The 25,301-nt window shown below is 32.2% G+C and carries 27 protein-coding genes; 26 read left to right on the top strand and 1 reads right to left on the bottom strand.

Annotation, left to right across the window (positions count from 1 at the left end; translation table 11 throughout):
• The 6 genes from hisC to hisIE are packed head-to-tail and all read left to right on the top strand — an operon-like array spanning window position 1 to window position 4,290.
• Window positions 1-1,053 carry a histidinol-phosphate transaminase gene (gene hisC, locus ACY3IT_RS06230; protein WP_463082105.1) on the top strand — a complete coding sequence of 351 codons (1,053 nt, stop codon included), beginning with the start codon at window positions 1-3 and terminating at the stop codon, window positions 1,051-1,053.
• Window positions 1,050-1,610 (top strand): imidazoleglycerol-phosphate dehydratase HisB, encoded by a 561-nt coding sequence (gene hisB, locus ACY3IT_RS06225; RefSeq protein ID WP_463082104.1) that lies wholly within the window; start codon window positions 1,050-1,052, stop codon window positions 1,608-1,610. The genes hisC and hisB overlap by 4 nt, the downstream gene beginning before the upstream one ends.
• Window positions 1,607-2,209: an imidazole glycerol phosphate synthase subunit HisH gene (gene hisH / locus ACY3IT_RS06220; RefSeq protein ID WP_463082103.1), complete on the top strand. Its 603-nt coding sequence runs from the start codon at window positions 1,607-1,609 to the stop codon at window positions 2,207-2,209. Before hisB ends, hisH begins: the two co-directional genes overlap by 4 nt.
• Window positions 2,206-2,934: a 1-(5-phosphoribosyl)-5-[(5-phosphoribosylamino)methylideneamino] imidazole-4-carboxamide isomerase gene (locus ACY3IT_RS06215; RefSeq protein ID WP_463082102.1), complete on the top strand. Its 729-nt coding sequence runs from the start codon at window positions 2,206-2,208 to the stop codon at window positions 2,932-2,934. Before hisH ends, ACY3IT_RS06215 begins: the two co-directional genes overlap by 4 nt.
• Complete coding sequence (hisF, locus tag ACY3IT_RS06210; protein ID WP_463082101.1) at window positions 2,924-3,679, top strand: imidazole glycerol phosphate synthase subunit HisF; 756 nt, start codon at window positions 2,924-2,926, stop codon at window positions 3,677-3,679. Before ACY3IT_RS06215 ends, hisF begins: the two co-directional genes overlap by 11 nt.
• Window positions 3,664-4,290 carry a bifunctional phosphoribosyl-AMP cyclohydrolase/phosphoribosyl-ATP diphosphatase HisIE gene (gene hisIE / locus ACY3IT_RS06205; RefSeq protein ID WP_463082100.1) on the top strand — a complete coding sequence of 209 codons (627 nt, stop codon included), beginning with the start codon at window positions 3,664-3,666 and terminating at the stop codon, window positions 4,288-4,290. Before hisF ends, hisIE begins: the two co-directional genes overlap by 16 nt.
• An 8-nt stretch (window positions 4,291-4,298) precedes the next feature.
• Here the strand turns inward: hisIE and ACY3IT_RS06200 are convergent, their stop codons facing one another.
• Window positions 4,299-6,212: a transglycosylase domain-containing protein gene (locus tag ACY3IT_RS06200; RefSeq protein WP_463082099.1), complete on the bottom strand. Its 1,914-nt coding sequence runs from the start codon at window positions 6,210-6,212 to the stop codon at window positions 4,299-4,301.
• A gap of 71 nt (window positions 6,213-6,283) precedes the next feature.
• On the opposite strand from ACY3IT_RS06200, the gene rapZ reads away from it, so the two are divergent.
• The 20 genes from rapZ to dapB all read left to right on the top strand — a co-directional run bounded on the left by rapZ (window position 6,284) and on the right by dapB (window position 25,295).
• Window positions 6,284-7,177 carry an RNase adapter RapZ gene (gene rapZ, locus ACY3IT_RS06195; protein WP_463082098.1) on the top strand — a complete coding sequence of 298 codons (894 nt, stop codon included), beginning with the start codon at window positions 6,284-6,286 and terminating at the stop codon, window positions 7,175-7,177.
• The gene (locus tag ACY3IT_RS06190; RefSeq protein WP_463082097.1) at window positions 7,174-8,148 is read left to right on the top strand and encodes a gluconeogenesis factor YvcK family protein; all 975 of its coding nucleotides are present in this window, start codon (window positions 7,174-7,176) and stop codon (window positions 8,146-8,148) included. Before rapZ ends, ACY3IT_RS06190 begins: the two co-directional genes overlap by 4 nt.
• A gap of 72 nt (window positions 8,149-8,220) precedes the next feature.
• Window positions 8,221-9,411, top strand: coding sequence for a phosphoglycerate kinase (locus ACY3IT_RS06185; protein WP_463082096.1), 1,191 nt, complete (start codon window positions 8,221-8,223; stop codon window positions 9,409-9,411).
• Window positions 9,412-9,430: 19 nt separating this feature from the next.
• On the top strand, window positions 9,431-9,787 hold the full coding sequence (locus ACY3IT_RS06180) for a roadblock/LC7 domain-containing protein (RefSeq protein ID WP_463082095.1): 357 nt from the start codon (window positions 9,431-9,433) through the stop codon (window positions 9,785-9,787).
• A gap of 33 nt (window positions 9,788-9,820) precedes the next feature.
• Window positions 9,821-10,570, top strand: coding sequence for a triose-phosphate isomerase (gene tpiA / locus ACY3IT_RS06175; protein ID WP_463082094.1), 750 nt, complete (start codon window positions 9,821-9,823; stop codon window positions 10,568-10,570).
• 16 nt (window positions 10,571-10,586) lie between these two features.
• On the top strand, window positions 10,587-10,808 hold the full coding sequence (gene secG, locus ACY3IT_RS06170) for a preprotein translocase subunit SecG (RefSeq protein WP_463082093.1): 222 nt from the start codon (window positions 10,587-10,589) through the stop codon (window positions 10,806-10,808).
• A 25-nt stretch (window positions 10,809-10,833) separates the two neighbouring features.
• Window positions 10,834-12,399 carry an ABC transporter substrate-binding protein gene (locus tag ACY3IT_RS06165; RefSeq protein WP_463082092.1) on the top strand — a complete coding sequence of 522 codons (1,566 nt, stop codon included), beginning with the start codon at window positions 10,834-10,836 and terminating at the stop codon, window positions 12,397-12,399.
• Window positions 12,400-12,463: 64 nt separating this feature from the next.
• A complete protein-coding gene (locus ACY3IT_RS06160) occupies window positions 12,464-13,393 on the top strand; it encodes an ABC transporter permease (protein WP_463082091.1) in 930 nt (309 codons plus the stop codon).
• A gap of 27 nt (window positions 13,394-13,420) precedes the next feature.
• Window positions 13,421-14,302 carry an ABC transporter permease gene (locus ACY3IT_RS06155; protein ID WP_463082090.1) on the top strand — a complete coding sequence of 294 codons (882 nt, stop codon included), beginning with the start codon at window positions 13,421-13,423 and terminating at the stop codon, window positions 14,300-14,302.
• Entirely contained in the window at window positions 14,274-14,699 is a 426-nt protein-coding gene (locus ACY3IT_RS06150; protein ID WP_463082089.1) for an Asp23/Gls24 family envelope stress response protein, read from the top strand. The genes ACY3IT_RS06155 and ACY3IT_RS06150 overlap by 29 nt, the downstream gene beginning before the upstream one ends.
• Window positions 14,696-16,339, top strand: coding sequence for a DAK2 domain-containing protein (locus tag ACY3IT_RS06145; RefSeq protein ID WP_463082088.1), 1,644 nt, complete (start codon window positions 14,696-14,698; stop codon window positions 16,337-16,339). Before ACY3IT_RS06150 ends, ACY3IT_RS06145 begins: the two co-directional genes overlap by 4 nt.
• A 6-nt stretch (window positions 16,340-16,345) precedes the next feature.
• On the top strand, window positions 16,346-18,697 hold the full coding sequence (recG, locus tag ACY3IT_RS06140; RefSeq protein ID WP_463082087.1) for an ATP-dependent DNA helicase RecG: 2,352 nt from the start codon (window positions 16,346-16,348) through the stop codon (window positions 18,695-18,697).
• Window positions 18,687-19,259, top strand: coding sequence for a 16S rRNA (guanine(966)-N(2))-methyltransferase RsmD (gene rsmD, locus ACY3IT_RS06135; protein WP_463082086.1), 573 nt, complete (start codon window positions 18,687-18,689; stop codon window positions 19,257-19,259). Before recG ends, rsmD begins: the two co-directional genes overlap by 11 nt.
• Window positions 19,256-19,741: a pantetheine-phosphate adenylyltransferase gene (gene coaD / locus ACY3IT_RS06130; protein ID WP_463082085.1), complete on the top strand. Its 486-nt coding sequence runs from the start codon at window positions 19,256-19,258 to the stop codon at window positions 19,739-19,741. The genes rsmD and coaD overlap by 4 nt, the downstream gene beginning before the upstream one ends.
• 2 nt (window positions 19,742-19,743) lie before the next feature.
• Window positions 19,744-20,187: an ATPase gene (locus tag ACY3IT_RS06125; protein WP_463082084.1), complete on the top strand. Its 444-nt coding sequence runs from the start codon at window positions 19,744-19,746 to the stop codon at window positions 20,185-20,187.
• 77 nt (window positions 20,188-20,264) lie between these two features.
• Window positions 20,265-20,777, top strand: a complete 513-nt coding sequence (locus ACY3IT_RS06120) for a S16 family serine protease (RefSeq protein ID WP_463082083.1) — start codon at window positions 20,265-20,267, stop codon at window positions 20,775-20,777.
• An 82-nt stretch (window positions 20,778-20,859) separates the two neighbouring features.
• Entirely contained in the window at window positions 20,860-21,129 is a 270-nt protein-coding gene (rpsO, locus tag ACY3IT_RS06115; protein ID WP_463082082.1) for a 30S ribosomal protein S15, read from the top strand.
• Window positions 21,130-21,133: 4 nt separating this feature from the next.
• Window positions 21,134-23,215, top strand: coding sequence for a polyribonucleotide nucleotidyltransferase (locus tag ACY3IT_RS06110; RefSeq protein WP_463082081.1), 2,082 nt, complete (start codon window positions 21,134-21,136; stop codon window positions 23,213-23,215).
• A 14-nt stretch (window positions 23,216-23,229) separates the two neighbouring features.
• The gene (locus ACY3IT_RS06105; RefSeq protein WP_463082080.1) at window positions 23,230-24,504 is read left to right on the top strand and encodes a M16 family metallopeptidase; all 1,275 of its coding nucleotides are present in this window, start codon (window positions 23,230-23,232) and stop codon (window positions 24,502-24,504) included.
• Window positions 24,501-25,295 carry a 4-hydroxy-tetrahydrodipicolinate reductase gene (gene dapB / locus ACY3IT_RS06100; RefSeq protein WP_463082079.1) on the top strand — a complete coding sequence of 265 codons (795 nt, stop codon included), beginning with the start codon at window positions 24,501-24,503 and terminating at the stop codon, window positions 25,293-25,295. The genes ACY3IT_RS06105 and dapB overlap by 4 nt, the downstream gene beginning before the upstream one ends.
• Window positions 25,296-25,301 lie beyond the last annotated feature (6 nt).

Raw genomic sequence — 25,301 nt, 5'->3', positions numbered from 1 at the left:
TTGGGTTGGAAAGATATTATTAAAAGTGATTATAAGGGTTATAAGGTAAATATTCCTGATCTTCCTATAAAACTCTCAAGAAATGAAAATCCTTATGATATACCATTATACATTAAGGAAGAAATTTTAAAAAAGTTAGCTGAAACCCCATGGAATAGATATCCAGATGGTAGTGCTAAAAACCTTAAAAATAAGCTTTCAGATTTTTTAGGGGTAAGTCCTGAGAATTTACTTTTAGGTACAGGCTCAGGAGAGGTTATACAAATCATTTTTAATGGGCTGTTGATAGAAGGAGATAAAGTTGTTCTTCCTATTCCTACTTTTCCTTTATATGAAAAATTGCTTCAGCAAAAAAATGTTAGGATTATAAAAACATATCTTAATGAAAAAGATTTTTCATTAGATTTTGAAAAGCTAAGAGAAACCTTTAAGAATAGTCCAAAGCTTTTAATTTTGACAAATCCCAACAATCCTACTGGTAATTTTCTTATAAAAGAAAAGGATTTAGAAAAAATCTCTGATTTCTCTGGTTTTGTATTGATAGATGAAGCTTATTTTGAATTCTCTGGTTTAACTTTTCTTCCTTATATTAATCAATTACCAAATCTTTTAATTTTAAGAACTTTTTCTAAAGCCTTTTCTTCTGCAGGAATAAGATTAGGATACCTTATCGCTAACTCAAGGGTAATAGAATATTTGGATAATTTTAGACTGCCATATAATTTAAACATTTTTTCTCAGATTGCAGGGGAAATTCTTCTTTCTTATTGGGACTATTTAAAAGATAAGATTGATATAATTAAAAAGGAAAAGGAAAGAGTTTATAAAGAGATGAAAACTATGGAGGGAATAATTGTATATCCTTCTCTTACCAATTTTATACTCTTTAGATCTGATAAGAAGGATGAAATCTTGAAACGATGTCAAGAAAATGGTATCTCTTTAAGGGATTTTAGTAAAGAACCCCTTTTAGAAAATTGTTTAAGGGTATCAATAGGAGATAGAAAAGAGAATGATCTTTTCTTAAAAATATTAAGTGAGGTGCTTTCATGAGAAAAGCCAGCATTGAAAGAGAGACAAAGGAAACATATATAAAGATAGATATAAATCTAGATGGAACAGGAAACTTTGATGGAGAATATCCTATTCCTTATTTTAAACATCTTTTAACTGCCCTTTCTTTTTATGCGCAATGGGATGTAAATATTATAGCCAAAGGAGATATAGAGGTAGATCCTCATCACTTAATAGAAGATACAGGAATAGTTTTAGGGGAGGCTTTTATTACTGCAATAAAAGATTCCAATTTTAATAGATTTTCACAGAGAATTATTCCTATGGATGATGCTCTTGTGATGGTAGTAATAGATATTAGTGGAAGGCCTTATTTTTCTTTTAGGGATGATGGAGAACTTCTAAAAGGTGGACTTGTAAAAGAGTTTCTAAGAGCTTTTGTAAATAAGGCAGGTATTACACTGCATATTTGGATTCTTTCAGGGGAAAATACACATCATATTGAAGAGGCAATTTTTAAGGGTTTAGGTCTTGCTATTAAAGATGCAAGTCAAATTATAGATAGTCTAAGATCTACAAAGGGAAGGATATTATGAAAGTTGTAATTATAGACTATTTGAGTGGTAATCTTTTTAGTATTTTGAAGGCTTTAAAATATATAGGAGTAGAGACCATAGTAAGTAAAGATCCTGAAGATTGGTTTAGAGGAGATGCAGTTGTATTTCCAGGCCAAGGAAATTTTGCTCAAGCTATATCGGAGCTAAAAAAAGATTCGAGAGATGAAGCATTAAAAGAGATTCTTAAAAATAAATATTTTTTAGGTATCTGTTTAGGACTTCAGATTTTATTTGAAGAAAGTGAAGAATCTAAATTGGAAAAAGGATTAGGTGTTTTCAAGGGAAAAGTGAAAAAATTACCTGCCAAAAAAATTCCTCATCTTGGATGGAATAATGTAGAATTTGAAAAGCATGGTAGACTTCTAAATGGAATTCCAAATAACTCATTCTTCTATTTTGTTCATTCTTATTATGTTAATCCTAAGGAAGATATTGTAATTGGTTTAACAGAATATTCAATAAAATTTCCATCCTACATAGAAAAAGAAAATATTTTTGGAGTCCAATTTCATCCTGAAAAAAGTAGTAGTTATGGAATAAAGCTATTAGAAAATTTTATTAAGGAGTGTAAAAAATGATTGTCATTCCTGCTATTGATATTTTCGGAATGAAAGCTGTTAGGATGGAAATGGGTAAAAAGGAAAAGATTGTTTTAGAGTTTGATAATCCTATTGAACTTGCAAAATATTGGTATTTAAAAGGAGCAAAGGCTCTACATGTTATAGATTTACAATCTGCCATAGATAACAATGATGAGAATAAGGAAATTATAAAGAGAATAATAGAGGAAATAGATATTCCTGTTGAGGTAGGAGGGGGATTTAGAAGTTATGAAAAAATAAAAAACGCATTAGATTGGGGTGTTTGGAGAGTTATTGTGAGTAGTATTTTAGTGGAGGACATAAATTTACTTAAAAGGATATTCGATGAATTTCCAGAGAAAATTATACCAAGTTTAGATTGGAAAGAAGGAAAGATTGGAATAAAAGGGTGGAAAAATTTTATTGAATGGGATGATATTAAAGAAAAATTTGAAACGTTAAATATTAAAGAAGTTATCTTTACTGATATATCGCGTGACGGTACATTGAAAGGTATAAACATATCTCATATTAATAACTTTTTGAATTTAAACAATTGGGATATTTGGGTTGCAGGAGGGATCTCCTCTATAGAAGATGTCATAAAGATCAAGGAATTAGCAAAGGTAACAGGGAGAATAAAAGGCATAATTGTGGGAAGAGCTCTTCTTGAAGGAAGGTTAGATTGGGAGGAGGTTAATCAAATTATAAATGCTGGCTAAGAGAATAATTCCGTGTTTAGATACTATTGGAAAACAGGTCGTTAAAGGAACAAGTTTTAGAAATATTAGAGTTGTAGGAGATGCTAAGGAATTTGCTCATCGGTACGAGAGAGAAGGTGCGGATGAGTTGGTTTTATTAGATATAACAGCCAGTGAGGAAAACAGGAAAACTTTTATTGAGGTAGTTTCAGAAGTAGCAGAAGAACTTTTTGTTCCTTTGACAGTAGGAGGAGGTATAAGAGATATAGAAGACGTAAGAAATCTTCTTAAGGCTGGAGCTGACAAAGTTTCTATTAATACTTCTGCTGTCAAAAATCCTGATCTTATAAATAAAATAGTAGAAGAATTTGGAAGTCAATGTTTGGTTGTAGCTATAGATGTAAAGAGAAGAAATAATAGAGAGTGGGAAGTTTATGTTAAAGGGGGTAAAGAGCCGACAGGTATAAATTTTAAGGATTGGATACAGGAAGTAGAAAAAAGAGGGGCTGGTGAAATTCTTTTAACAAGTATTGATGCAGATGGGCATCAGGCTGGATATGATTTTGAACTTTTAGAGTTGGCTTTAAATTACTGTAATCTTCCTCTTATTGCTTCAGGTGGTGCAGGTAATTTGGAGGATTTATATAAAGCCCTTTATATTGGAGTTGATGCAGTACTTGCTGCTTCTATTTTTCATTTTGGAACATATAGTATTAGGGAAGTAAAAGAATACTTAAAAGAAAGGGGTATATGGATAAGATTATGAATATAGATGATCTTATTAAAGATTTAAAATATGATGAGAAAGGATTAATACCAGTTATTGTACAAGATTATAAAACAGGGAAAGTTTTGATGTTAGCATACATGAATGAAGAAGCACTAAAGAGAACAATTGAGACAGGCGAAGCATGGTATTTTAGTAGAAGTAGAAATGCCCTTTGGCATAAAGGGGAAACCTCAGGACATTTTCAGAAGGTTATAGATATAGCAGTTGATTGTGATAAGGATACTATTCTTTTATTAGTAGAGCAAATAGGAGTAGCTTGTCATACAGGTAATTTTTCCTGTTTTTACAGAGCAAAAAATTCAGGAGATAGTTTTCTCTTTTATCTTGAGAAATTTTTGAGAGATCGAAAGGAAAAACTTCCAGGAGAGTCTTATTCTGCAAAACTGTTTAAAGAAGGGAAAGACAGAATTCTTCAGAAGTTAGGAGAAGAGACAGTTGAGACTATAATAGCAGGGATGAAGAACAATAGAAATGATTTTATCTATGAAAGTTCTGATCTTTTATTTCACCTTTTATTAGTACTTGTAGAAGAGAATATAGGGTTAAAGGATATCATTGAGGAATTAATTAGAAGGCATAGAGCTTAAGTTGGTTTTTATGGAGTATTTGTTTGATTAGAGGTTTCTGTAACAGGTACAGAATATTCTATTAAGAAATCAAAATCTCTTGGAGGAATATCTTTAAGAGCATTACTCATAAATTCTTTCCATGACATAGCTGGGAGTAGCCCGCCAGGTACTTTATTTGTAGGGGTGTAATCATCGTTACCCATCCAGACCCCAGTGCAAAGATCTGGAGTAAAACCTATAAACCAAGCATCTCTATAATCATCTGTTGTTCCTGTCTTTCCTGCTGCAGGTCTGCCAATATTTGCTCTTTTTCCTGTACCTTTTGTTATTACTTGTTTCATCATTTTGACAAGTGTTGATATTACATCTCTTTCAATAACAGGTGTGGTTTCAGGAATTGCATTATATATTATATTTCCATTATTGTCTTCTACTCTCAAGATCGCTATAGGAGTAATTCTGTTTCCTCCGTTTGCAAAACTAGAATAAGCTCTTACCATTTCGTATAAGGTTACACCTGAAGTACCAAGAGCAAGTGCTAAACTTGGTTCTAAAGGACTCTCTATTCCAAGTTTTCTTGCATTTTTAATTACGTCACCTACGCCTATTTCCTCTAATAGGAGTATGGTTGCTATATTATATGAATTTTCTAATGCTTCTTGAAGTGTAACGGTACCATGTATTTTCCCATCATAGTTTTTGGGTTTCCATTCCTTTTTATTAAAAGTATAGGTTAATTCTTTTTCTTCAATCAAATCCCATGGTCTAAAACCTTTTTGAAGAGCAGTCAAGTATACGAATGGTTTAAATGCTGACCCAGGTTGTCTTACAGCCATATAGACTCTATCAAATTGACTTTTACTATAATCTAAACCACCCACCCATGCTTTGATGTATCCAGTATTGGGATCTAAGCAAAACAAAGCTCCCTGGGTTACGTTATATTTTTTCCCATATTCATTTATAATTTTTAAAAGTGCTTTTTCAGCCATATCTTGAATTTTTGTGTCTATAGTTGTGTAGACTTTAAGTCCGCCTTCATATACCATATCTTTTCCAAATCTTTTAATGAGGTCTTTTAATACAAAATCAAAAAAATAAGGAGCTATATAACCAGAGCTTGGATTATTTCTTTTCACAATGCCAAGAGGTGCTTTTATAGCTTTTTTATAGTCTTCTTCTGATATATACCCAAGATTGTACATTTTCTCTATAACAATGTTTCTTAGCTTTAGAGCTAAATCAGGATTTCTATAGGGAGAATTAATTTCAGGTGCAGGAATAATACCAGCAAGAAGTGCTGATTCAGGTATATTTAAGTCTATAGCGCTTTTTCCAAAATAAAATTGAGCTGCAGTTTCTGCTCCGTAAACTCCATGACCCCAATAAATAAGGTTTAAATACATTTCTAATATTTGTTGTTTTGTAAAATATCTTTCAAGTTGTAAAGCTATATATATTTTCTTTATCTTTTTCTTTATTGTTCTTTCTGGATTTAAAAATAATAATTCTGCTAATTGTTGAGTTATAGTGCTTCCCCCTTGTTTTTTCTCTAAATGTAATAGATCAATAAGAGCTGCTCTTATAAGTCCCCTTAAGCTCACACCACTGTGATTATAAAATTCTTTATCTTCAGAGGCTACTACAGCTTGTTGCAAATAGGGAGAAATTTTATATAGAGGTACGTAAATTCTATTTTCCTTATATATTTTTCCAAGTGTTTTATTATCAGAAGAGTATATTATAGTTGTTTGACTTGGTTTTATTTCCATCCATTTATCAATAGGTGGTACTTCTCTTATCACTAAAAAAACATATATTGCTAAGGATAAGCCCAATAGTAAAATTAAACTAATAATAGCAATTAATATATATAAAAGATTTTTTTTCCATCTTTTTCCTTTTTTTATTGCGACTTCTTCTATGTATTTTTTAGTCATTTTTCCTCTTTGTACCTCCTTAAAACATATGGTATTATGTATTATATAAAATCAGGGAAGGTTTTAACAATATGAAAGCAAAAACAGATAACTTTAGTCTTTACATTATTACAGGACTTTCAGGGGGAGGAAAGTCGCAAACATTACGTATATTAGAAGATTTAGGATTTTTCTGTGTGGATAATATACCTCCCAAGCTTGTTCCTACTCTTATAGAACTTTGTTTTTCTACTGATGGCAAAATATCAAGAATTGCTTTAGTTATAGATATAAGAAGTGAAAATTTCTTAGAAGATTTTAGAGAAATGGTAGATAATATTAAAAAATTAAATGTTTACTATAAAATTTTATTTTTAGAAGCTGAGGATGAGGTTATAGTAAGAAGATATAATGAAACCCGACGTAGACATCCATTAGATAAAGAGGGTATAGGAATTTTCGAAAGTATAAAACTGGAAAGACAGAAATTATCAGAGATAAAAGAAATGGCAACCCATATAATTGATACTTCTAATATGAGTACTAAAAATCTTAAAGATAAGATACTTGAAATTGTATCCGAAGATATTTCCAATGTTAAATTAAGATTCATGGTAGGAATTACTTCCTTTGGTTTTAAATATGGGGTACCTATTGATGCACATCTTGTTTTTGATGTGAGGTTTTTACCCAATCCATTCTATATTTTAGAGTTAAGACCTTTATCTGGTGAAAATGAAAAAATAAGAAATTATGTATTAGAAACTAAAGAAGCAAAAGAATTTTTAGATTACTTAAAAAGACTTTTAGATTTTTTAATTCCCCTTTATCAAGAGGAAGGAAGAACAAATCTTAATATTGCAATAGGGTGTACAGGTGGAAGACATAGGGCAGTAGTTATAGCAAATGAAATAGGGAATTATTTATCAGATAGGTATAATGTGAAAATTTTCCATAGAGATATAGATAAAGATATAAAAATATGAATAAAATAAGAAATGTAACAGCTATTGGTGGGGGAACAGGTTTATCTAATATATTAAGAGGGTTAAAATATTATCCTCTTAATATAAGTGCTATTGTAACTGTTAGTGATGATGGTGGAAGTTCAGGAAGACTTAGTGAAGAACTAGGTGTTTTACCTCCTGGAGATATACGTAATTGTCTTGTTGCTTTGGCAGATGAAGAATCGTTGATGGCAAAGCTATTTCAATATAGATTTAAAGAAGGAGGATTAAAAGAGCATTCTTTTGGGAACTTATTTTTAGTTGCTATGTCAGATATCTTAGGTGATTTCTTATTAGGTATAAAAGAAACAAGCAAAGTATTGGCCATAAGAGGTAAGGTATTGCCATCCACATTAAATCGTGTAAGGTTGAAAGCAATTTTTGAGGATAACACTCAAATTATTGGAGAGACGGCTATTTCAAATTATAAAAAAAGCAGAATTAAGAAGATTGAATTGATACCAGTAAAAGATGGGGAAAAGATATGTGCAACCCCTGAAGCTATTTATGCATTAAAAAAATCAGATATTATAATTGTTGGTCCTGGAAGTTTATATACAAGTATAATTCCAAATCTTATTCTTGATGAAATCAGAGAAACCTTGAAAAATATTTACTTAAATGATAAAGCTAAAATTATTTATATTTGTAATGTCATGACTCAGCCAGGAGAGACAACAGGATATAAGGCTTCTGATCATTTAAAAGCTATCATTGAGCATATTGGTTTTAATATTTTTCATTATATAATTTTAAATAATAAAAAGCCAAAGGATGATATACTTAAAAAATATCAAGAAAGTGGAGCTGATTTTGTTCATCCTGATATAGAAAATATTAGGGCTTTGAATGTGGAGATAATCTCTGGTGATTTTATTTCTGAAACAAACGTAGTAAGACACGATCCTTATAAAGTTTCCAATTTCCTTGTTAAAAATTTTATAGAATAAAATAGTTTTATAAATTGACAAAAGATTGTAAAATTCTATAATATAAAGTTAATAAAGGGAGGAGGATTTTCTATGCCGAAAAAGACCATTTTAGATTTGAAGGATGAGGAGCTTAAGGGAAAGCGTGTATTTGTAAGGGTTGATTTTAATGTACCTATTAAAAATGGAATTATAACTGATGATAGAAGAATAAGAGAAGCTTTACCAACTATTAAATACTTAATAGAAAAAGGAGCAAAAGTTATTCTTGTGTCTCACCTCGGTAGACCAAAAGGTTTTCAAGATGACTTAAGATTAGATCCTGTTGCTAAAAGATTAAGTGAATTACTCGGAAAACCTGTTAAGAAATTAAATGATTGTATTGGAGAAGAGGTAGAAAGAGAAGTTGCTAATATGAATCCTGGAGATGTGGTTCTTTTAGAAAATATTAGATTCTATAAAGAAGAGGAAGCAAATGATCCTGAGTTTGCCAAGAAATTAGCAAAACTTGCTGATTTATATGTAAATGATGCCTTTGGTACTGCTCATAGAGCACATGCATCAACAGCAGGTGTTGCTAATTATATTCCTGGTGTAGCTGGTTTGTTGATGAAAAAAGAGATTGAAATTATGGGTAAAGCCCTAGAGAATCCCGATAGACCTTTTATTTGTATTTTGGGTGGAGCAAAGGTTTCTGATAAAATTGGTGTAATCCAAAATCTTGTGAATAAAGTGGATGTTTTGTTAATTGGTGGAGGAATGATGTTCACTTTCCTTAAGGCATTGGGTTATGAGATAGGTAAATCTATTGTTGAAGAAGATAAACTTGATCTTGCAAAAGATTTGATGAATCTTGCCGAAGAAAAAGGAGTAAAATTTATTCTTCCTGTAGATGCTGTAGTTGTTAAAGAGATTAAGGAGGATGCTCCTACTACTATTAAAGATGTGGATAAGTTTGATAAAGATGATATTGGAGTAGATATAGGACCAAAAACTATAGAACTATTTAGAGAGGAAATAATGAAAGCAAAGACAATTATATGGAATGGTCCTATGGGAATATTTGAAATACCTGCTTTTGCAAATGGAACAAAGAAAGTAGCTGAAGCTATCACAGAAAATAAAAATTGTGTAAGTATTGTGGGAGGAGGAGATACTGCAGCTGCCGTACAACTCTTTGGTTTAGAAGATAAATTTACTCATATCTCTACTGGGGGTGGAGCCTCTTTAGAGTTCTTGGAAGGAAAAGTTCTGCCGGGGGTGGCAGTTCTTCAAGATAAATAATTAAAAAGAGGGGGATAAATTGGCAACTATAAGAGAGACACTTGAAGAAATATCAAGATTAGATGGTGTGCAAGTTACGGTTTTGGTTAGTGACGATGGTTTAGTTATCGAAAGTGTAGGTAGAAATGGTTCAAATGCGGAACCGCTTGCGGCTGTTGCATCAGGAAGTTTAAGGGCATCAGAAATGATAGGGACAGAACTCGCAAAAGGAAGTACAAGAGAAATGGTTATTATATTTGAAGATGGAGCAGTATTCATAGTTCCAGTAGAAGGGAAACCTGCCATTCTCGTTGTAGTATCGAATAAAAGTGCTAATTTAGGTAAGATTAGAATAGGGATTAAAAAAGGAGTATTTCAATTGGCAAGAATAATATAATTTTTAATTATATTGAATTAGGAGGGAACAATCTTGAGAAAAAAGATTATTGCGGCTAACTGGAAGATGTACAAAACTTGTACAGAGACAGAAAGTTTTATTGCTGAATTTAAAAATTTAGCAGGAAATTATGAAGAAAAGGAAGTAGTCATTTGTCCACCTTTTACTTCATTGTTTGTTGCCCAAAACTTACTTAAGGATACACCATTTAAACTTGGGGCCCAAAATATGTTTTGGGAAAAAGAAGGTGCATATACAGGGGAAATATCTCCGGTAATGTTGAAGGATTTAAATTGTGAATATGTTATAATAGGTCATTCTGAGAGAAGGCAATATTTTTGTGAAACCAATGAAAATATAAATAAGAAAATAAAAACTGCTTTTAATTGGGGACTTACACCCATATTTTGTGTTGGTGAAAAATGGGAAGAGAGAGAAAAAGGTAAAACTGAAGACGTAATAAGAGAACAAGTAACTAAAGGATTAGAAGGACTTCCAATGGAAAATGTTGAAAAGATAGTTATTGCTTACGAACCAGTATGGGCAATTGGTACTGGTCATTCTGCAAAAGGAGAAGATGCAAATGAGGTTGCAAAATTGATAAGGGATATTATATCAACCCTATATAATAGTGATATTGCTAATAAAGTTAGAATACAATATGGGGGGAGCGTGAATCCTCAAAACATAGTAGAGTTTTTAAGCCAGTCTGAAATTGATGGAGCCCTCGTTGGAGGAGCAAGCTTAAAACCTCAATCTTTTTGGGAAATTGTAAAATCATAGGAGAGGTGTAATAAAAATGCAAGTATTATTGTATATAATTCACTTTTTAGTATCTTTGGGAATGATAGTAGTAATTCTTTTCCAATCAGAAGTTGGAGAAGGACTTGGCTTTATAGGGGGAGGAGAAACTACTTTTTATAAGGCCAAGCGTAAGATGGAGAAAGGATTAAAACAAGCGACTGTAGTTTTAGCTCTATTGTTTATGGTAACATCTGTTCTTATTTTTGTTCTCCATTAAATAAATACATGGGAGGTGCTCTAAAATGAGGAAAATTTTTTGGTTCTTTTTGTTAGTTTTTTTAATTTTTTCCATGATAGGTTTATCTGTAGCCCAAACACCACAATATGGTGGTGTTCTTAAGAGAAGTTTAGTAAATGATCCACCAACTCTTGATCCGGCGATGATAACTGATACTGCCTCAGATGAGGTGGCAAGGCAAATTTTTGATGGATTAGTAGAATATGATCCCAATGGAAAAGTTGTTGGTTCAATTGCAAAAAGATGGACTATATCAAAAGATGGAACAGTTTACACTTTCTATTTAAACAACAACGTATATTTCCATAACGGAAGAAATGTAACTGCTGAAGATTTTGTGTATTCCATAAAGAGAGTGATGGATCCAAAGACAGCATCCCCAAGAGCAAGTTTTGCAGAGCCAATCAAAGATGTAGTAGCAAAAGATAAATATACTTTAGTAATAACCCTCAAAAGACCCTTTGCTCCTTTCCTTTCTACGTTGACTTATTCATGTTTTTGGGTTGTCCCTAAGGAAGAAGTTGAAAAACTTGGAAAAGATTTTGCTACAAAACCAATTGGTACTGGGGCTTTTATGTTTGATGAGTGGAAGCATGATGTGAAGATTAGATTAAAGGCTAACCCCAATTATTTCCGTGGGCGTCCATATGTGGATGCTATAGAGTGGGTAATAATTCCAGATGAAAATGTTGACTTCATGAATTTTGAAAAAGGACAGCTTGATATTACTGGAATACCTGATCCAGAATGGGATAGGGTAAGTAATGATCCCAAGTATAAACCATATATTCTAGAAAAACCAATAATTGGTATATATTATTTAGGATTTAATGTACAAAAGAAACCCCTTGATAATAAATATCTCAGACAAGCAATTGCAAGAGCTATTAATAAAGAAGGTATAGTAAAAGTTATAAGAAGAGGAAGAGCACAAGTTGCTTATACTATTCTTCCTCCATCTATGCCAGGTTTTAGTAAAGAAAATTATAATTGGGCAAAAGAGAAGCTAAGTTATAATGTAGAAGAAGCCAAAAAACTACTTGCAAAGGCTGGATACCCTAATGGAAAAGGGCTTCCAGAGATAACGATTTATTACAATACAAGCGTTTCACATAAGAGGATTATGGAAGCAATACAAGCAGATCTTCAAAAGATAGGAATAAATGCAAAATTACAAAATTATGATTGGGCAGTATATTTAGATCTCCTTGACAAGGGTGAGCTTCCTGTATATAGACTTGGATGGGTAGCGGATTATATTGATCCTGACAATTTCTTATGGGTTCTTTTCAATTCAAGTAATTTTGGGCCTGAAGGTAACCATAGTTTTTATAAAAATTATAAGGTTGATGAATATACCAACAAGGCAAGAATCGAAACTTTATGGAGTGTGAGAGTAAAATATTATAACATGGCAGAAAGAATAATATTAGAGGATTGTCCAATTGTTCCAATTTATTATTATGTATCTCAAGTAATATATCAACCATGGGTCCATGGATTATACTTAGATCCTCTAACAGGTCTTTCTGGAGTAAGATATAGGGTAGTGTGGATGGATAAGAAATAAGTAGAATTTAAAGAGGAAGAGGGTTCTGCTCCTCTTCCTCTTTTTTCAAGAAAGGAGGAAAGAAGTGCTAAGATACATAATAAGAAGACTTCTACAAGCAATACCAGTTTTTATAGGAGTTACACTTATTACTTTTATTTTGTTTTTTATTGCACCTGGCGATCCAGCACGATTAATTGCAGGGCAAAGAGCTGATACTGAGACATTAGCTAGAATACGTTCCACATGGGGGCTTGATAAGCCTCTGCCTATTCAATATTTACTTTTTTTGGGAAGAATTGTAAGGTTTGATTTTGGTCGATCGTTTAAAACAAATATTCCTGTTATAGTATCTATTGGAGAAAGATTACAAGCAACTGCAATTCTTGCTCTTTTTGCCTTTCTTATAGCAATTTTAATAGGAGTCACTGCTGGTATTATTTCTGCTGTAAAACAATATTCTATTTTTGATTATTCTGCAATGGTTATTGCTCTCTTGGGAGTTTCAGCTCCAGTTTATTGGGTGGGAATAATTCTTCTATTAATATTTGGTTTTAACTTAGGATGGTTGCCTTTAGGAGGATATGTAACAGAATATGGATTGAAGGCTGTTATTCTTCCTGCAATAACTCTTGGAACAAGACCCGCGGCTTACTTTGCTCGTCTTTCTAGATCTTCCATGTTAGAAGTAATTAGACAGGAATATATATTAACTGCAAGAGCAAAGGGAGTTTCTGAAAGAAAGATAATTTTTAAACATGCATTAAGAAATGCCCTTATTCCTGTTGTTACGTATGCAGGAATGGTGGTTGGCGATCTCCTTACAGGAGCAGTTTTAACAGAGACAATTTTTGCTTGGCCTGGAATAGGAAGATTAGTTGTTCAATCAATTTTTGATAGGGATTTACCAGTTTTGCAGGGTGGTGTTATTGTCATAGCTTTTATATACATTCTTGCTAACCTTGTAGTTGATCTTTCCTATGCACTTATAGATCCAAGAATTAGATATGAGTAATGATATTTATTGGGGGTAAAAAGTATTATGACAATGAAAACAGAAAATTTGTTGCAAAGTAGAAAGCCAAGAAGCTTATGGAGAATTGCTTGGAAAAGGCTTGCAAAGAATAAATTAGCTCTTTTAGGGCTTGGAATAGTTATTTTTTTTGTAATTGTAGCTGTTTTGGCTCCTTATATTGCTCCATACCCATGGAATGAAGTGGATTTATCAAGAGCTCTTCAACCTCCAAGCTGGAGACATCTCTTAGGGACAGACGAATTTGGAAGAGATATATTCAGCCGGATTATATATGGTACACGTGTATCATTACAGTTTGCATTTTTTGCTCAGTTAATATCCATATCTATAGGCACAGTATTAGGACTTATTGCAGGCTTTTATGGGGGTTGGGTTGATGATCTTATAATGAGAATAGTGGAAATTCTTTTTGCTTTTCCATTTTTATTATTTGTTATTGCAGTAGTATCAACCTTAGGACCTGGAATACAAAATCTTTATTTAGCAGTAGCATTAATTGGTTGGGCTGGTGTTTCCCGTATAATTAGGGGGCAAGTTTTGAGTTTAAGGGAGAGGGATTTTATAGCCGGTGCTATAGCTATTGGTGCTTCTACTTGGAGAATATTGTTTAGACACATATTGCCTAACGCACTTTCTCCACTTATAATAGAAGCTACCTTAGGGATGGGTGGAATGATTATGTTAGAGGCTGGTTTGTCTTTTTTGGGTCTTGGTGTACAAGCTCCAACTCCGAGCTGGGGTTCTATGGTACAAGCGGGACTTGCATATCTAAGGAGTTGTTGGTGGTATCCTATAGCTCCCGGTGTTGTCATAATGATAGTAGTTTTTGGATTTAATCTATTAGGGGATGGTTTGAGAGATGCGTTGGATCCAAGACTTTATATCTAAAAAAGAAAAAAATAAGCAAAAATATTATACAGAAATAGGGTGGATCGAAGTTTCACCAAATGCCATAGCTTCTATTGCAAGTATGGCAACTATACAAAGTTATGGTGTAGTAGGTATGGCTGCAAGAAATATAGCAGATGGAATTTCTGAATTATTAAGATTGGAAGAGGTTAATAGGGGTGTCGATGTTGAGATTGATGAGAATGGAATAAAAATAAATCTTTATATTATTGTAGCATATGGTGTCAGGATTCCTGAGGTTGCCCATAATATTATGGAAAGAGTTAAATGGAATCTTGAAAAGGTAACTGGTTTATCAGTTAAAGAAATAAATGTTAATGTGTGGGGAATAAGACTTCAAGAAGAAAAGGAGCCATTTCCTTGGGAAGAGATATGATGAGAGTAGAAAATATTGATTCAGATCTTTTGATAAAGCTTTTTGAATACGCAACTTACGAATTAAAGAAACATAGAGAAGAGATAGATTTACTTAATGTTTTTCCAGTACCCGATGGTGATACAGGTACAAATATGTTATATACTCTTCAATCTACTTTAGATGAAATTAGAAAAGTTAAAAATAAAACTATAAGGACAATAGCAGAAGCTGCAATAAAAGGTTCATTAATGGGAGCTCGTGGGAATTCTGGGGTTATTCTTTCACAAATAATAAGAGGCTTCTGTGAGGTAATGAGAGAAAATGAGTATATTGATGCAAAAGTATGGATTAAAAGTTGGCAAAATGCCACAAGAGTCGCATATAGAGCAGTAATAAAACCAACAGAAGGAACTATATTGACAGTATTAAGAGAAGGGGTAAAAGAAGGGGTAATTGCTTCAAGAGAAACGAATGACATTACATTAATTATGGAAAGAATGTTAAATAAAGCTAAAGAATCTTTAGCGAACACTCCTAATCTTCTTCCTATTTTGAAGGAAGCAAAAGTTGTAGATGCTGGAGGACAGGGACTTGTATGGATATGGACAGGATTCTATGAGGTTCTTAGGGGGATAGAAATTTTCATAGAAAAACCGATGAAGGAGAAAGAGGAAAAGATAGAAGTAAAGGAAAGACCGGAAAAAGAGGTTCTTGAAAGTTATGTAATTACTTATCAATATTGTACAGAATTTATAATAAATTCTTCTGAAAATACAGATTTCAGTGGTTTCAAGAAATGGTTAGAGAGTCAAGGTGATAGTATTGTTACTTCTGAGGCTCCTGGACTTTTGAAGATTCATATTCATACTAATCATCCTGGTCTTGTTTTAGAAAAAGCCTTGGAATTAGGTTCGCTTTCGAGAATAAAGATCGACAATATGGCAGAACAACATGAAGAAAGATTAAAAGAAGAGATAAATAGAGATAGTATAACTCCATTAAAAGAGATAGGATTTGTTGCAGTTTCTTGGGGCGAAGGGATTAATGAAATATTTAAAGGATTAGGAGTAGATATTATTGTAAATGGAGGTCAGACTTTAAATCCTAGCGTAGAAGTACTTTCAAATGCAGTAGAAAAAGTAAGAGCCAAAAAAGTATTTGTTTTACCAAATAATAAAAATGTTATATTAGCAGCAAAACAGCTGGAAAATATACATAAAGAAAGAGTTGTAATTATTCTCACAAAGCACGTTTTAGAAGGAATAAGAGCTCTTTATGAATATAACCCAAGAGATACATGGGAAATTCTAAAAGAGAAAATGGAAAAAAGTATTGAAAAAATTAAAATTGGAGAAATAACAAGGGCTGTAAAAGATTCATCTTATAATGGATTAAAGATTGAAGAAGGAGATATTATTGGATTAACGAATGATGAGGTAAAAGTAGCTGGTAAAAATATAGAGACTGTATGTTTAGATCTTCTTTCGCTTCTTGTTGATGGAGACTCAGAGGTTATTTCTGTTTTTTATGGAAAAGATGTATCTAAGGAAGAAGCAGAGAAATTAGTTAATAAATTAAATAACCAATATCCTTCATTATCAATTGAACTCCTTTATGGTGGTCAACCCTATTATTTTTATTATTTAGGTGTTGAATAGTTGGTAATGCAAGAAAAAGTGAAGATTATTAAAGGACTAAAATCGGTCCTTGAAAAAGAAATTTCTTCAGGATATTCAAATAAAGCTATTAAATATGGCTTAGAGAAGACTGTAAGTGTGGCTATTAATCAATTTCCTATCTGGAATGGTTTCTGGACTCAAAAGGTATTAGATTTAGTGAAATATTATGATATAAAACCTTTGGATGAAAGAAAGATAGTGGTGGATAAAGTATATGAAATAATTGATAAAGCTATAGTATTCTACTCATCTGAAGATTTTTGGAATAGATCGATACAATATATAAAAGGTATTGGTCCTAAAAAAGCAAAATTGTTTGAGAAACTTGAAATTAAAACTCTTCATGATCTTATAACTTATTATCCCAGAGACTATGATGATAGATCTAAGTTAAAAAAGATTTCAGAATTAAAACAGAACGAAAAGGTTACTGTTAAAGTTAAAATAATCGAATATGAGGAAGGAAAAACACTATATAAGAAAATCCCTATTGTAAAGGCAAGAGTGGTAGATAACTCAGGAGTAGCTTTTGCTGTCTGGTATAATCAAAAATATATTAAACAAGTTTTACCACCTGGGACTCAAGTTCTTTTATCTGGAATACCAGAAAGGGTTTTGGGTCATTGGGAATTTGAAAATCCGGAATATGAGATATTGGAAGAAGAAGAAGAAAAAGAATTGATTCATGTGGGAAGAATTGTTCCCATATATTCATCAACTGCTGGACTTTCTCAAAAAGTAATTAGAAAAATAATTTATGACGCTTTAACAGAATATACAATGTTTATAGAAGATCCTATACCTCAAAGTTTAAAACAGAAATATAATCTTTTAGATAAGCCAGTAAGTGTTTGGGAAAAACATTTTCCAACTTCCTTTCTTACCTTGGGAAGTGCTACAAAAAGGCTTCTTTTTGAAGAACTTTTCTTTATGCAGTTATTATTAATTAGGAAAAAGCAAGAGATAGAACAACTTAAGGCTCCTATCTTTAAAACGGAAAACACTTTAGTTGAGAAATTTATCTCTAAATTACCCTTTGAACTTACAAATGCACAAAAAAGAGTTTGGGAGGAGATTAAAAATGATCTTTCATCTGGAAGACCAATGCATAGATTGTTACAAGGAGATGTGGGTTCTGGAAAAACTATTATAGCAGTCCTTTCTATAATATGTGCCTATGAAAACGGATATCAGTCTGCTTTTATGGTTCCTACAGAAATTTTGGCAGAGCAACATTACAATAGATTGAGGGAATATCTTGAACCTTTAGAAATTAGAGTTGGTCTTCTTACAAGTAGTGTATCTAAAAAGGAAAAAAATAGAATTTATACCGATCTTGCTGAAGGTCGATTATTTGTAGTTGTAGGTACTCACGCATTAATTGAGGAGGATGTTAAATTTAGTAAATTGGGATTAGTAATTATAGATGAACAACATAGATTTGGAGTAACTCAAAGATCTATACTTTGGAAAAAAGGAGAAAATCCTCATCTTTTAGTTATGACCGCAACTCCTATTCCGAGAACTTTAGCTATTGTTTTATACGGAGAGCTTGACGTTTCAGTAATTGATGAATTACCTCCTGGTAGGAAACCTGTAATAACATATCTTGTTTCTAAGAGAGATAGAAAAAAGATCTATGATTTTGTAGCTAAGGAAATAATGCAGGGTAAACAGGCATTTGTTGTATGTCCTTTGATAGAGGAATCGGAAAAATTAGAGGTGGAATCTGCAAAAAAGTTATTTGAAGAGCTTCAAAAGTATTACTCTCATATTCCTATGGGACTTATCCATGGTTTAGTTCCTAGGGATGAAAGAAATATGATAATGGAAAAATTCAGAAAAGGAGAAATAAAAATGTTGGTAGCAACAACAGTGATAGAGGTGGGTGTAGATGTACCAAATGCTTCTATAATGGTTATCGAAGATGCTCATAGGTTTGGTCTTGCCCAACTCCACCAATTGCGAGGTAGGGTTGGTAGAGGATCAGTGCAGTCTTATTGTTTTTTAATAGCTAATACTAATACTGAAGAGGCCAAAAGAAGATTAAAAGTAATGGTAGAGACAAATGATGGTTTTAAGATAGCAAGTGAGGATCTTAATATTAGGGGTCCTGGTGAATTTTTTGGAGTAAGACAACATGGAGCACCTTCAATGAAAATTTTAAATGTGAATATATCAGATTTATCTCAAAATATGAGACTTTTAGAAATGGCAAGAGAAGAGGCTATTTCTGTTATAAAAAATGAAATCGAAGTGAAAGATAATGAAAAACTAATTCTTGAAAAACATCTTTCAGTGAATATTCCTTATAAGGAGAAGGGAATTGTCCTCTGAAGTAAGAATTTCTGGTGGATATTTGAAGGGTCAGACCATAAAGACTCTTAAAAAGGGGAATTATAGAATTACAATGGAACAAGTGAGGAGTTCTATTTTTAATATTTTAGATGAAAAAATAAAAGATTGTAGCTTTTTGGATTTATTTGCTGGATCGGGAATTGTGGGAATAGAAGCCTTAAGTTATGGGGCGAAAAAAGTAGTATTTGTTGAAAAACATCTACCTGCTGTAAGATTAATGAGAGAAAATTTAAAAAAATTCGGATTAGAGAATAGGACAGAAGTTCATCTTGATGATGTTTTTACATTTCTTAGAAAAAATCCTCATGAAACTTTTGATATTATTTTTGCAGATCCACCTTACGAATTAGGAGAAAAGATGAAAGATGTGGTAAAATACATAGGAGATAATAAATGGCTTAAAAAGGATGGCATGTTAATAATAGAACATCACAAAAAAACAGAACTTTTAAAAGAATATAGTAGTTTGGTATTAATTTTTAATAAAAATTATGGAGAAACAGTATTATCCTTTTACGGTTGTAAAGGAGTAAATACATGATTAGAGCAGTATATCCAGGAAGTTTCGATCCTGTTACCAATGGTCATATAGATATAATACAGAGAGGGGCTAAGATATATGATGAGGTTATTGTTTTAGTGGCTGAAAATATATCTAAGATACCTCTTTTTACTTTAGAAGAAAGATTAAGCATGCTGAGAGAAAGTCTACAACATATTCCTAATGTTAAAGTAGACTCTTTTAAAGGTTTGTTAGTGGATTATATTAAAAAAATAGATGTGAGGATAATAATAAGAGGGTTGAGGGCTGTTTCAGATTTTGAATATGAATTTCAACAAGCATTGACCAACAAAAAACTTTATCCTGAATGTGAGACGGTATTTTTAATTAGTGATATTAAATATACTTTTTTAAGTTCAAGTATGGTAAAAGAAATAGCCAAATTTGGTGGGTGTGTGGAGGATTTGGTTCCAGAATGTGTGGCTAAAAAACTTTATGAAAAATTTAATGTAAAAAGATAAGTATGGATATTGATAAATTATTGGAAAACTTAGAAAAACTTAAAAGTATCTTAGAAAATTCACCTACTGTTCCTGTCTGGGATAAAGTTATTCTTGATAAAGAGAAGCTTTTAGAACTTATTAGTGATCTTGAGAAAAGTATACCTGCCGAATTTTCAGAAGCCAAAAAAATAGTAGAAGAAAGGGATAAAATTCTCAAAAGAGCTTATGAGGATGCAGAAGATATTATAAGAAACGCAAAGGAAAAGGCTAAGCTTCTTGTCAGTAGCAATAATATTACCATAGAAGCTCAAAAAGAAGCTGAGAAAATTATAAATAATGCTAAGAAAGAGGCAACTGAAATTAAAAAGGAGATGGAAGGTTATATTAATAATCTTTTGAATAAGGTTGAAAATTTACTGGAAAGAGAAATAGAGTTAATAAGAAAGTGCAAATCAGAACTATAATTATACTACTCTTATTTATAGTTTTTATCTTAGAAATAGTATCCCAATTTTACGTTTACTTTTATGATGGTTTTTGTATGAATATAAAAGAGATTTTAGAAAATCTGCCTCAACATTTTCCTGATAATTTTTATGTAATACTCTTAAAGGAAGAAAAACCTCATTTTTATAATTTTATCTTTCTCTTTTTAAAGGGTCATTTGTATTTAAAGGACAATCTAACCAATGTGAAAATGGAAAGCTTTCATGGATATAAAACAAGAAAAGATATATACATATATGGAAAATCTTCTGATATTATTTTAAATCTTGCTTTCTGGAGTTTTGAGAAAAAATTGAGTTTTCCAAAAAACCTAAAGATTTCAGGAACAGGAGAGATTTCTAATAATGGAGAGATCAATCCTGTACTTGGGTTAGATTTAAAATTAAAGGTAGCTAAGAGAAACGGAATCAATGTTATGTTTTTACCTTTTTCTCAAAGAAAAGATAGAGGTTATGATGGAATTTTGTATATATATCCTAAGGATTATGATGATGCAAAAAGAAACTTATTGATGTTTGTATTACCTAAGGTTGGCATAACTGAATAATTTATGTTAAAATATAACTAACCTATAGTGATGGGTTACCATTGCTATAGGCGATTTTTTGAAATAAAAAAGGAGGTAAAAAATGGCTTTAACAAAAGAAGAAAAAAGAAAAATTATTGAAAAATTTAGATTGAATGAGAATGATTCTGGTTCACCAGAGGTACAAATTGCTTTGCTTACTGAAAGGATAAAGAGGCTTACTGAACATTTGAAGGTTCATAAAAAGGATTACCATTCTCGTGTTGGTCTTTTAAAGATGATAGGAAGAAGAAGAAAATTATTAAAATATCTTCAAGAGAAAGATTTTGAAAGATATAAGAAACTAATACAAGAATTAGGTTTGAGAAAGTAAGGTTATGCGGCAAGTTTATACATTTACTAAAGAATATGCAGGAAAACCTTTAAAAATAGAAGTTGGTAAGGTTGCTTGGCAAGCGACAGGAGCAGTTCTTGTACAATATGGAGAAACCACTGTTTTAGTTACTGTTGTAGCTTCAGAAGAAAGTAAAGAAGATGTTGATTTCTTTCCACTAACAGTTGAGTATGTAGAAAGATTATATGCTGCAGGCAAAATTCCAGGAGGTTTTTTCAAGAGGGAAGGTAAGCCTACAGAGCCGGAAATTCTTTTTGCTCGTTTGATAGATCGTCCTTTAAGACCCTTATTTGCTAAAGATTTTAGAAATGAAGTACAAGTTATAGTAACTGTACTTTCTTATGATAACGAAAATTCTACAGATATACCATCAATCATTGGTGCATCTTCCGCAATAATACTCTCAGGACTTCCATTTAAGGGTCCAGTAGGAGCGGTTAGAATTGGTTGGGATGGTAATAATTGGTATATAAATCCATCTATTTCTTTATCAAAGGATTTGCTTTTAGATTTAGTTGTGGCTGGCACTAAAGATGCTGTTCTTATGATAGAAGGAGGTGGCAAGGAAGTACCTGAAGAGATTTTCTTAGAAGCTATAGTTAAAGCTCATGAAGCATTACAAGATTCTATAAGCTTTCAAGAAGAAATTATCTCTACAGTAAATCCTAATCCCTTTTCTTATAATCCATTTGTAGTCGATGAAAGACTAAAGCAAGCAGTTCTTGATTTCGTAACCTTAGATAAAATCAAAGATGCGATATTTACACCCAGTAAATCGGAAAGACAGAAATCCTTAGAGGATCTAAAGAAAAAAGCTCTTGATTATTTGAAACCTATCTATGGAGAAGTAAAAGCACAAATAGATGAAATTATAAATGAAGAAGCAAAAGCAATATTAAAGAAAGTTATATTGGAGGAAAAGAGAAGAGTTGATGGAAGAGAACTTGATGAGTTAAGACCAATAAGTTGTGAAGTAGGAGTACTTAGTAGAGTCCATGGATCAGCCTTGTTCCAGAGAGGGGAAACGCAAGTTCTTTCTGTAGTAACCTTAGGTGCAGGAGAAGAACAGATAATTGAAAGTGTAATAGAGAATGAGCCTAAAAGATATATTCATCATTATAATTTTCCACCCTTCTCAGTAGGAGAAGCAAAACCCTTAAGAGGGCCAAAGAGAAGGGAAATTGGGCATGGTGCTCTTGCTGAGAGAGCTTTACTCCCACTTATACCCAAGGAGGAAGAATTTCCATATACTATTAGGGTTGTATCAGAAGTCTTAAGTTCTAATGGTTCAACTTCTATGGCTAGTGTTTGTGGTAGTAGTTTATCTTTAATGGATGCTGGAGTTTCTATAAAAACACATGTGGCTGGTGTGGCTATGGGATTAATAAAAGATGGTGATAGGTATGAAATATTGACTGATATTCAAGGTCTTGAGGATGCTTTAGGTGGTATGGATTTCAAAATAGCTGGTACACGTAATGGTATAACAGCAGTACAACTTGATATAAAGGTAGATGGTCTTACTTTTGATATTATCGAGAAAACCTTGAGGCAAGCTAAAGAAGCAAGAACCAAAATTATTGAAATAATGGAAAAAACTATTCCTGAACCAAGACCTCAAATATCACCTTATGCTCCTCGTATCATGGTATTAGAGATCAATCCTAATAAAATTGGAGATCTTATTGGGCCGAGTGGTAAGAATATAAAGAAGATCATAGAAGAGACAAATACTACTATAAATATAAAACCTGAAGGATTAGTCTACATTTCAGCTCCCAATCAGGAATCAGCAGAAAAAGCAGCTAAAATGGTACAAAATTATACTAGAGAGATAAAAGAAGGAGATGTGTTCTTAGGCAAAGTTGTAAGAGTTACAGATTATGGAGTATTTGTAGAAATATTACCTGGAAAAATAGGACTTCTTCATATATCAAAGTTTAAAACTACAAAAAGCGGTAAAAGTGAGGTAAGAGAAGAGATTAATTTAGGAGATGAGATATTGATTAAGGTTGATTCTATTGATCCAATGGGTAGAATCAGTCTGAGCAGAAAAGATCTATAACTCATGTTAAAAGGATGCAAGTTACTGAAATAGAGTTTGAAAATGGTCTAAAGATAATTCATGATTTTAATCCAGGCAGAAAAACCGTGAATGTTGTAGTAGCAGTAAAGGTAGGAACCCGTGATGAAGATAAAAAAGAGCATGGCTTAGCTCATTTCGTAGAACATTTACTCTTCAAAAACAATTCTGCCCGGAAAATTGATGACATTCACGAAGAAATAGATCGCTTAGGCGGAGAGTTGGACGCCTTCACCACAAGGGAAACTACCTATTTCACGTTAAAGATTTTAGGATATCATTTTACAAGAGGAGTTAAACTTCTCAGTGATATTATATTAAAACCTGATTTTACTGAGGAAGAAATAGAGTTAGAAAAAATGGTAGTTAAAGAAGAGATAAAAATGTATAGAGATTCACCTGAAGAATTAGTCTTTGACAATTTTCTGAAGGCATCTTGGGATGGTCATCCACTGGTAAAAGAAATTCTTGGGACTGAAAAAAAAGTGTCAAGTTATAATAAAGATCTTATTGTCTCTTTTTATAAAAAACATTATGTACCAAATAAGTTCATTATTGGCATAAGTGGTAATATCCCTACAAAGAGAGTTGAAGAAACTTTCAGAAACTTTTTTATTTTTAATGAGTCAAATATCAACAATGTAAATAAAAAAATCTCTTCTAAACCACCTGTTTTTAAACCTAAAAATATTTTTCTAAGAAGAAATTTTGAGCAAATTCAATTGATATGGGGAACTGAAGGATACCCACCTGGTCATGAAAAAAGAGAAGCTTTGTCTCTCCTTTCTGTATCATTAGGGGGTGGAATAAGTTCAAGATTATTTAGAGAATTAAGAGATAAACGCGGTTTAGTTTATAATATTGAGACCCAACTTATTACCTTTAGGGATGCATCTCTTTTCGGTATATATACGGCTACTTCTCCTAATTCATTTTTAGAAACCTTTAAAACTCTATCAGAAGAAAAGAAAAAACTTTTAAAATATGGAATAAAGAGAGAGGAATTAGATCTTGCAAAGAAACAAATCATAAATAATATACTTATGGCTATCGAAAGTCCAACGCAGAGACTTTTTTATTTAATAGACTCTTATCTAGTATATGGAGGAGTTTTTCCTTGGATTGAAAAGATTAAAAAGATAAGAAAGATAAAAATAGATGATGTTAATGATACTATAATGGATATCTTTAACAAGCCTTTCTCTTTAGCAGTAATAGGTACTTTAGATTCTCAAATAAAAAATTTTTTAAAAGGGGAGAGAGTATTATGATAAAAGTGGTTCTATTTGGCGCTTGTGGTAAGATGGGAAAAGTTATTGGAAAGGCAATAGTTGATGCAGATGATATGTTACTTGTAGGTGCAATAGATCCTAAATTTACTGGGGAAAACTATGGAAAAATTATAGGTACTGATAAAATTTCTTTAGATGTGTTAGGATCAATTGATGAAGTAAAGGATGATTTTGATGTAGGAGTAGATTTCACAACAGCAGAAGCAGCTTATGATAACATAAAGAAGGTTTTGTTGAAAGGTAAAAGAATGGTTGTGGGAACAACAGGACTTCCTAAAGAAAGTATAGAAGAGATAAAGAATTTAGCTATAGGAAATAAGACTTCGATATTGATTGCACCTAATTTTGCTCTCGGTGCAGTTCTTATGATGCAGATTGCAAAACAAATAGTAAAGTATTTTCCTGATGTAGAAATTATAGAATTGCATCATAATGAGAAGATAGATGCTCCTTCAGGAACAGCTTTATTAACTGCCGAACTTCTTTCTCAAGAGATGAAAAAATATAATCTAACTCATAAAGATGCTACAAAGATTGAAAAACTCCCTGGATCGAGAGGGGGGAAAGTAGAAAGTATAAATATTCATAGTATAAGACTTCCTGGACTTGTAGCTCATCAGGAAATTATATTTGGAGGTATAGGGCAAACCCTTTCTATCAGGCATGATGCTTTGAGTAGAGAGTGTTATATTCCTGGTGTCCTTATGGCTTTAAGAGAGATTGTAAAAAGAGATGGTTTCTTTTATGGATTAGAAAGCTTTTTAGAATAGAGGGGA

Source organism: Dictyoglomus sp. GBS, assembly GCF_055179815.1.
This window is presented reverse-complemented; position numbering and strand designations above follow the sequence as displayed.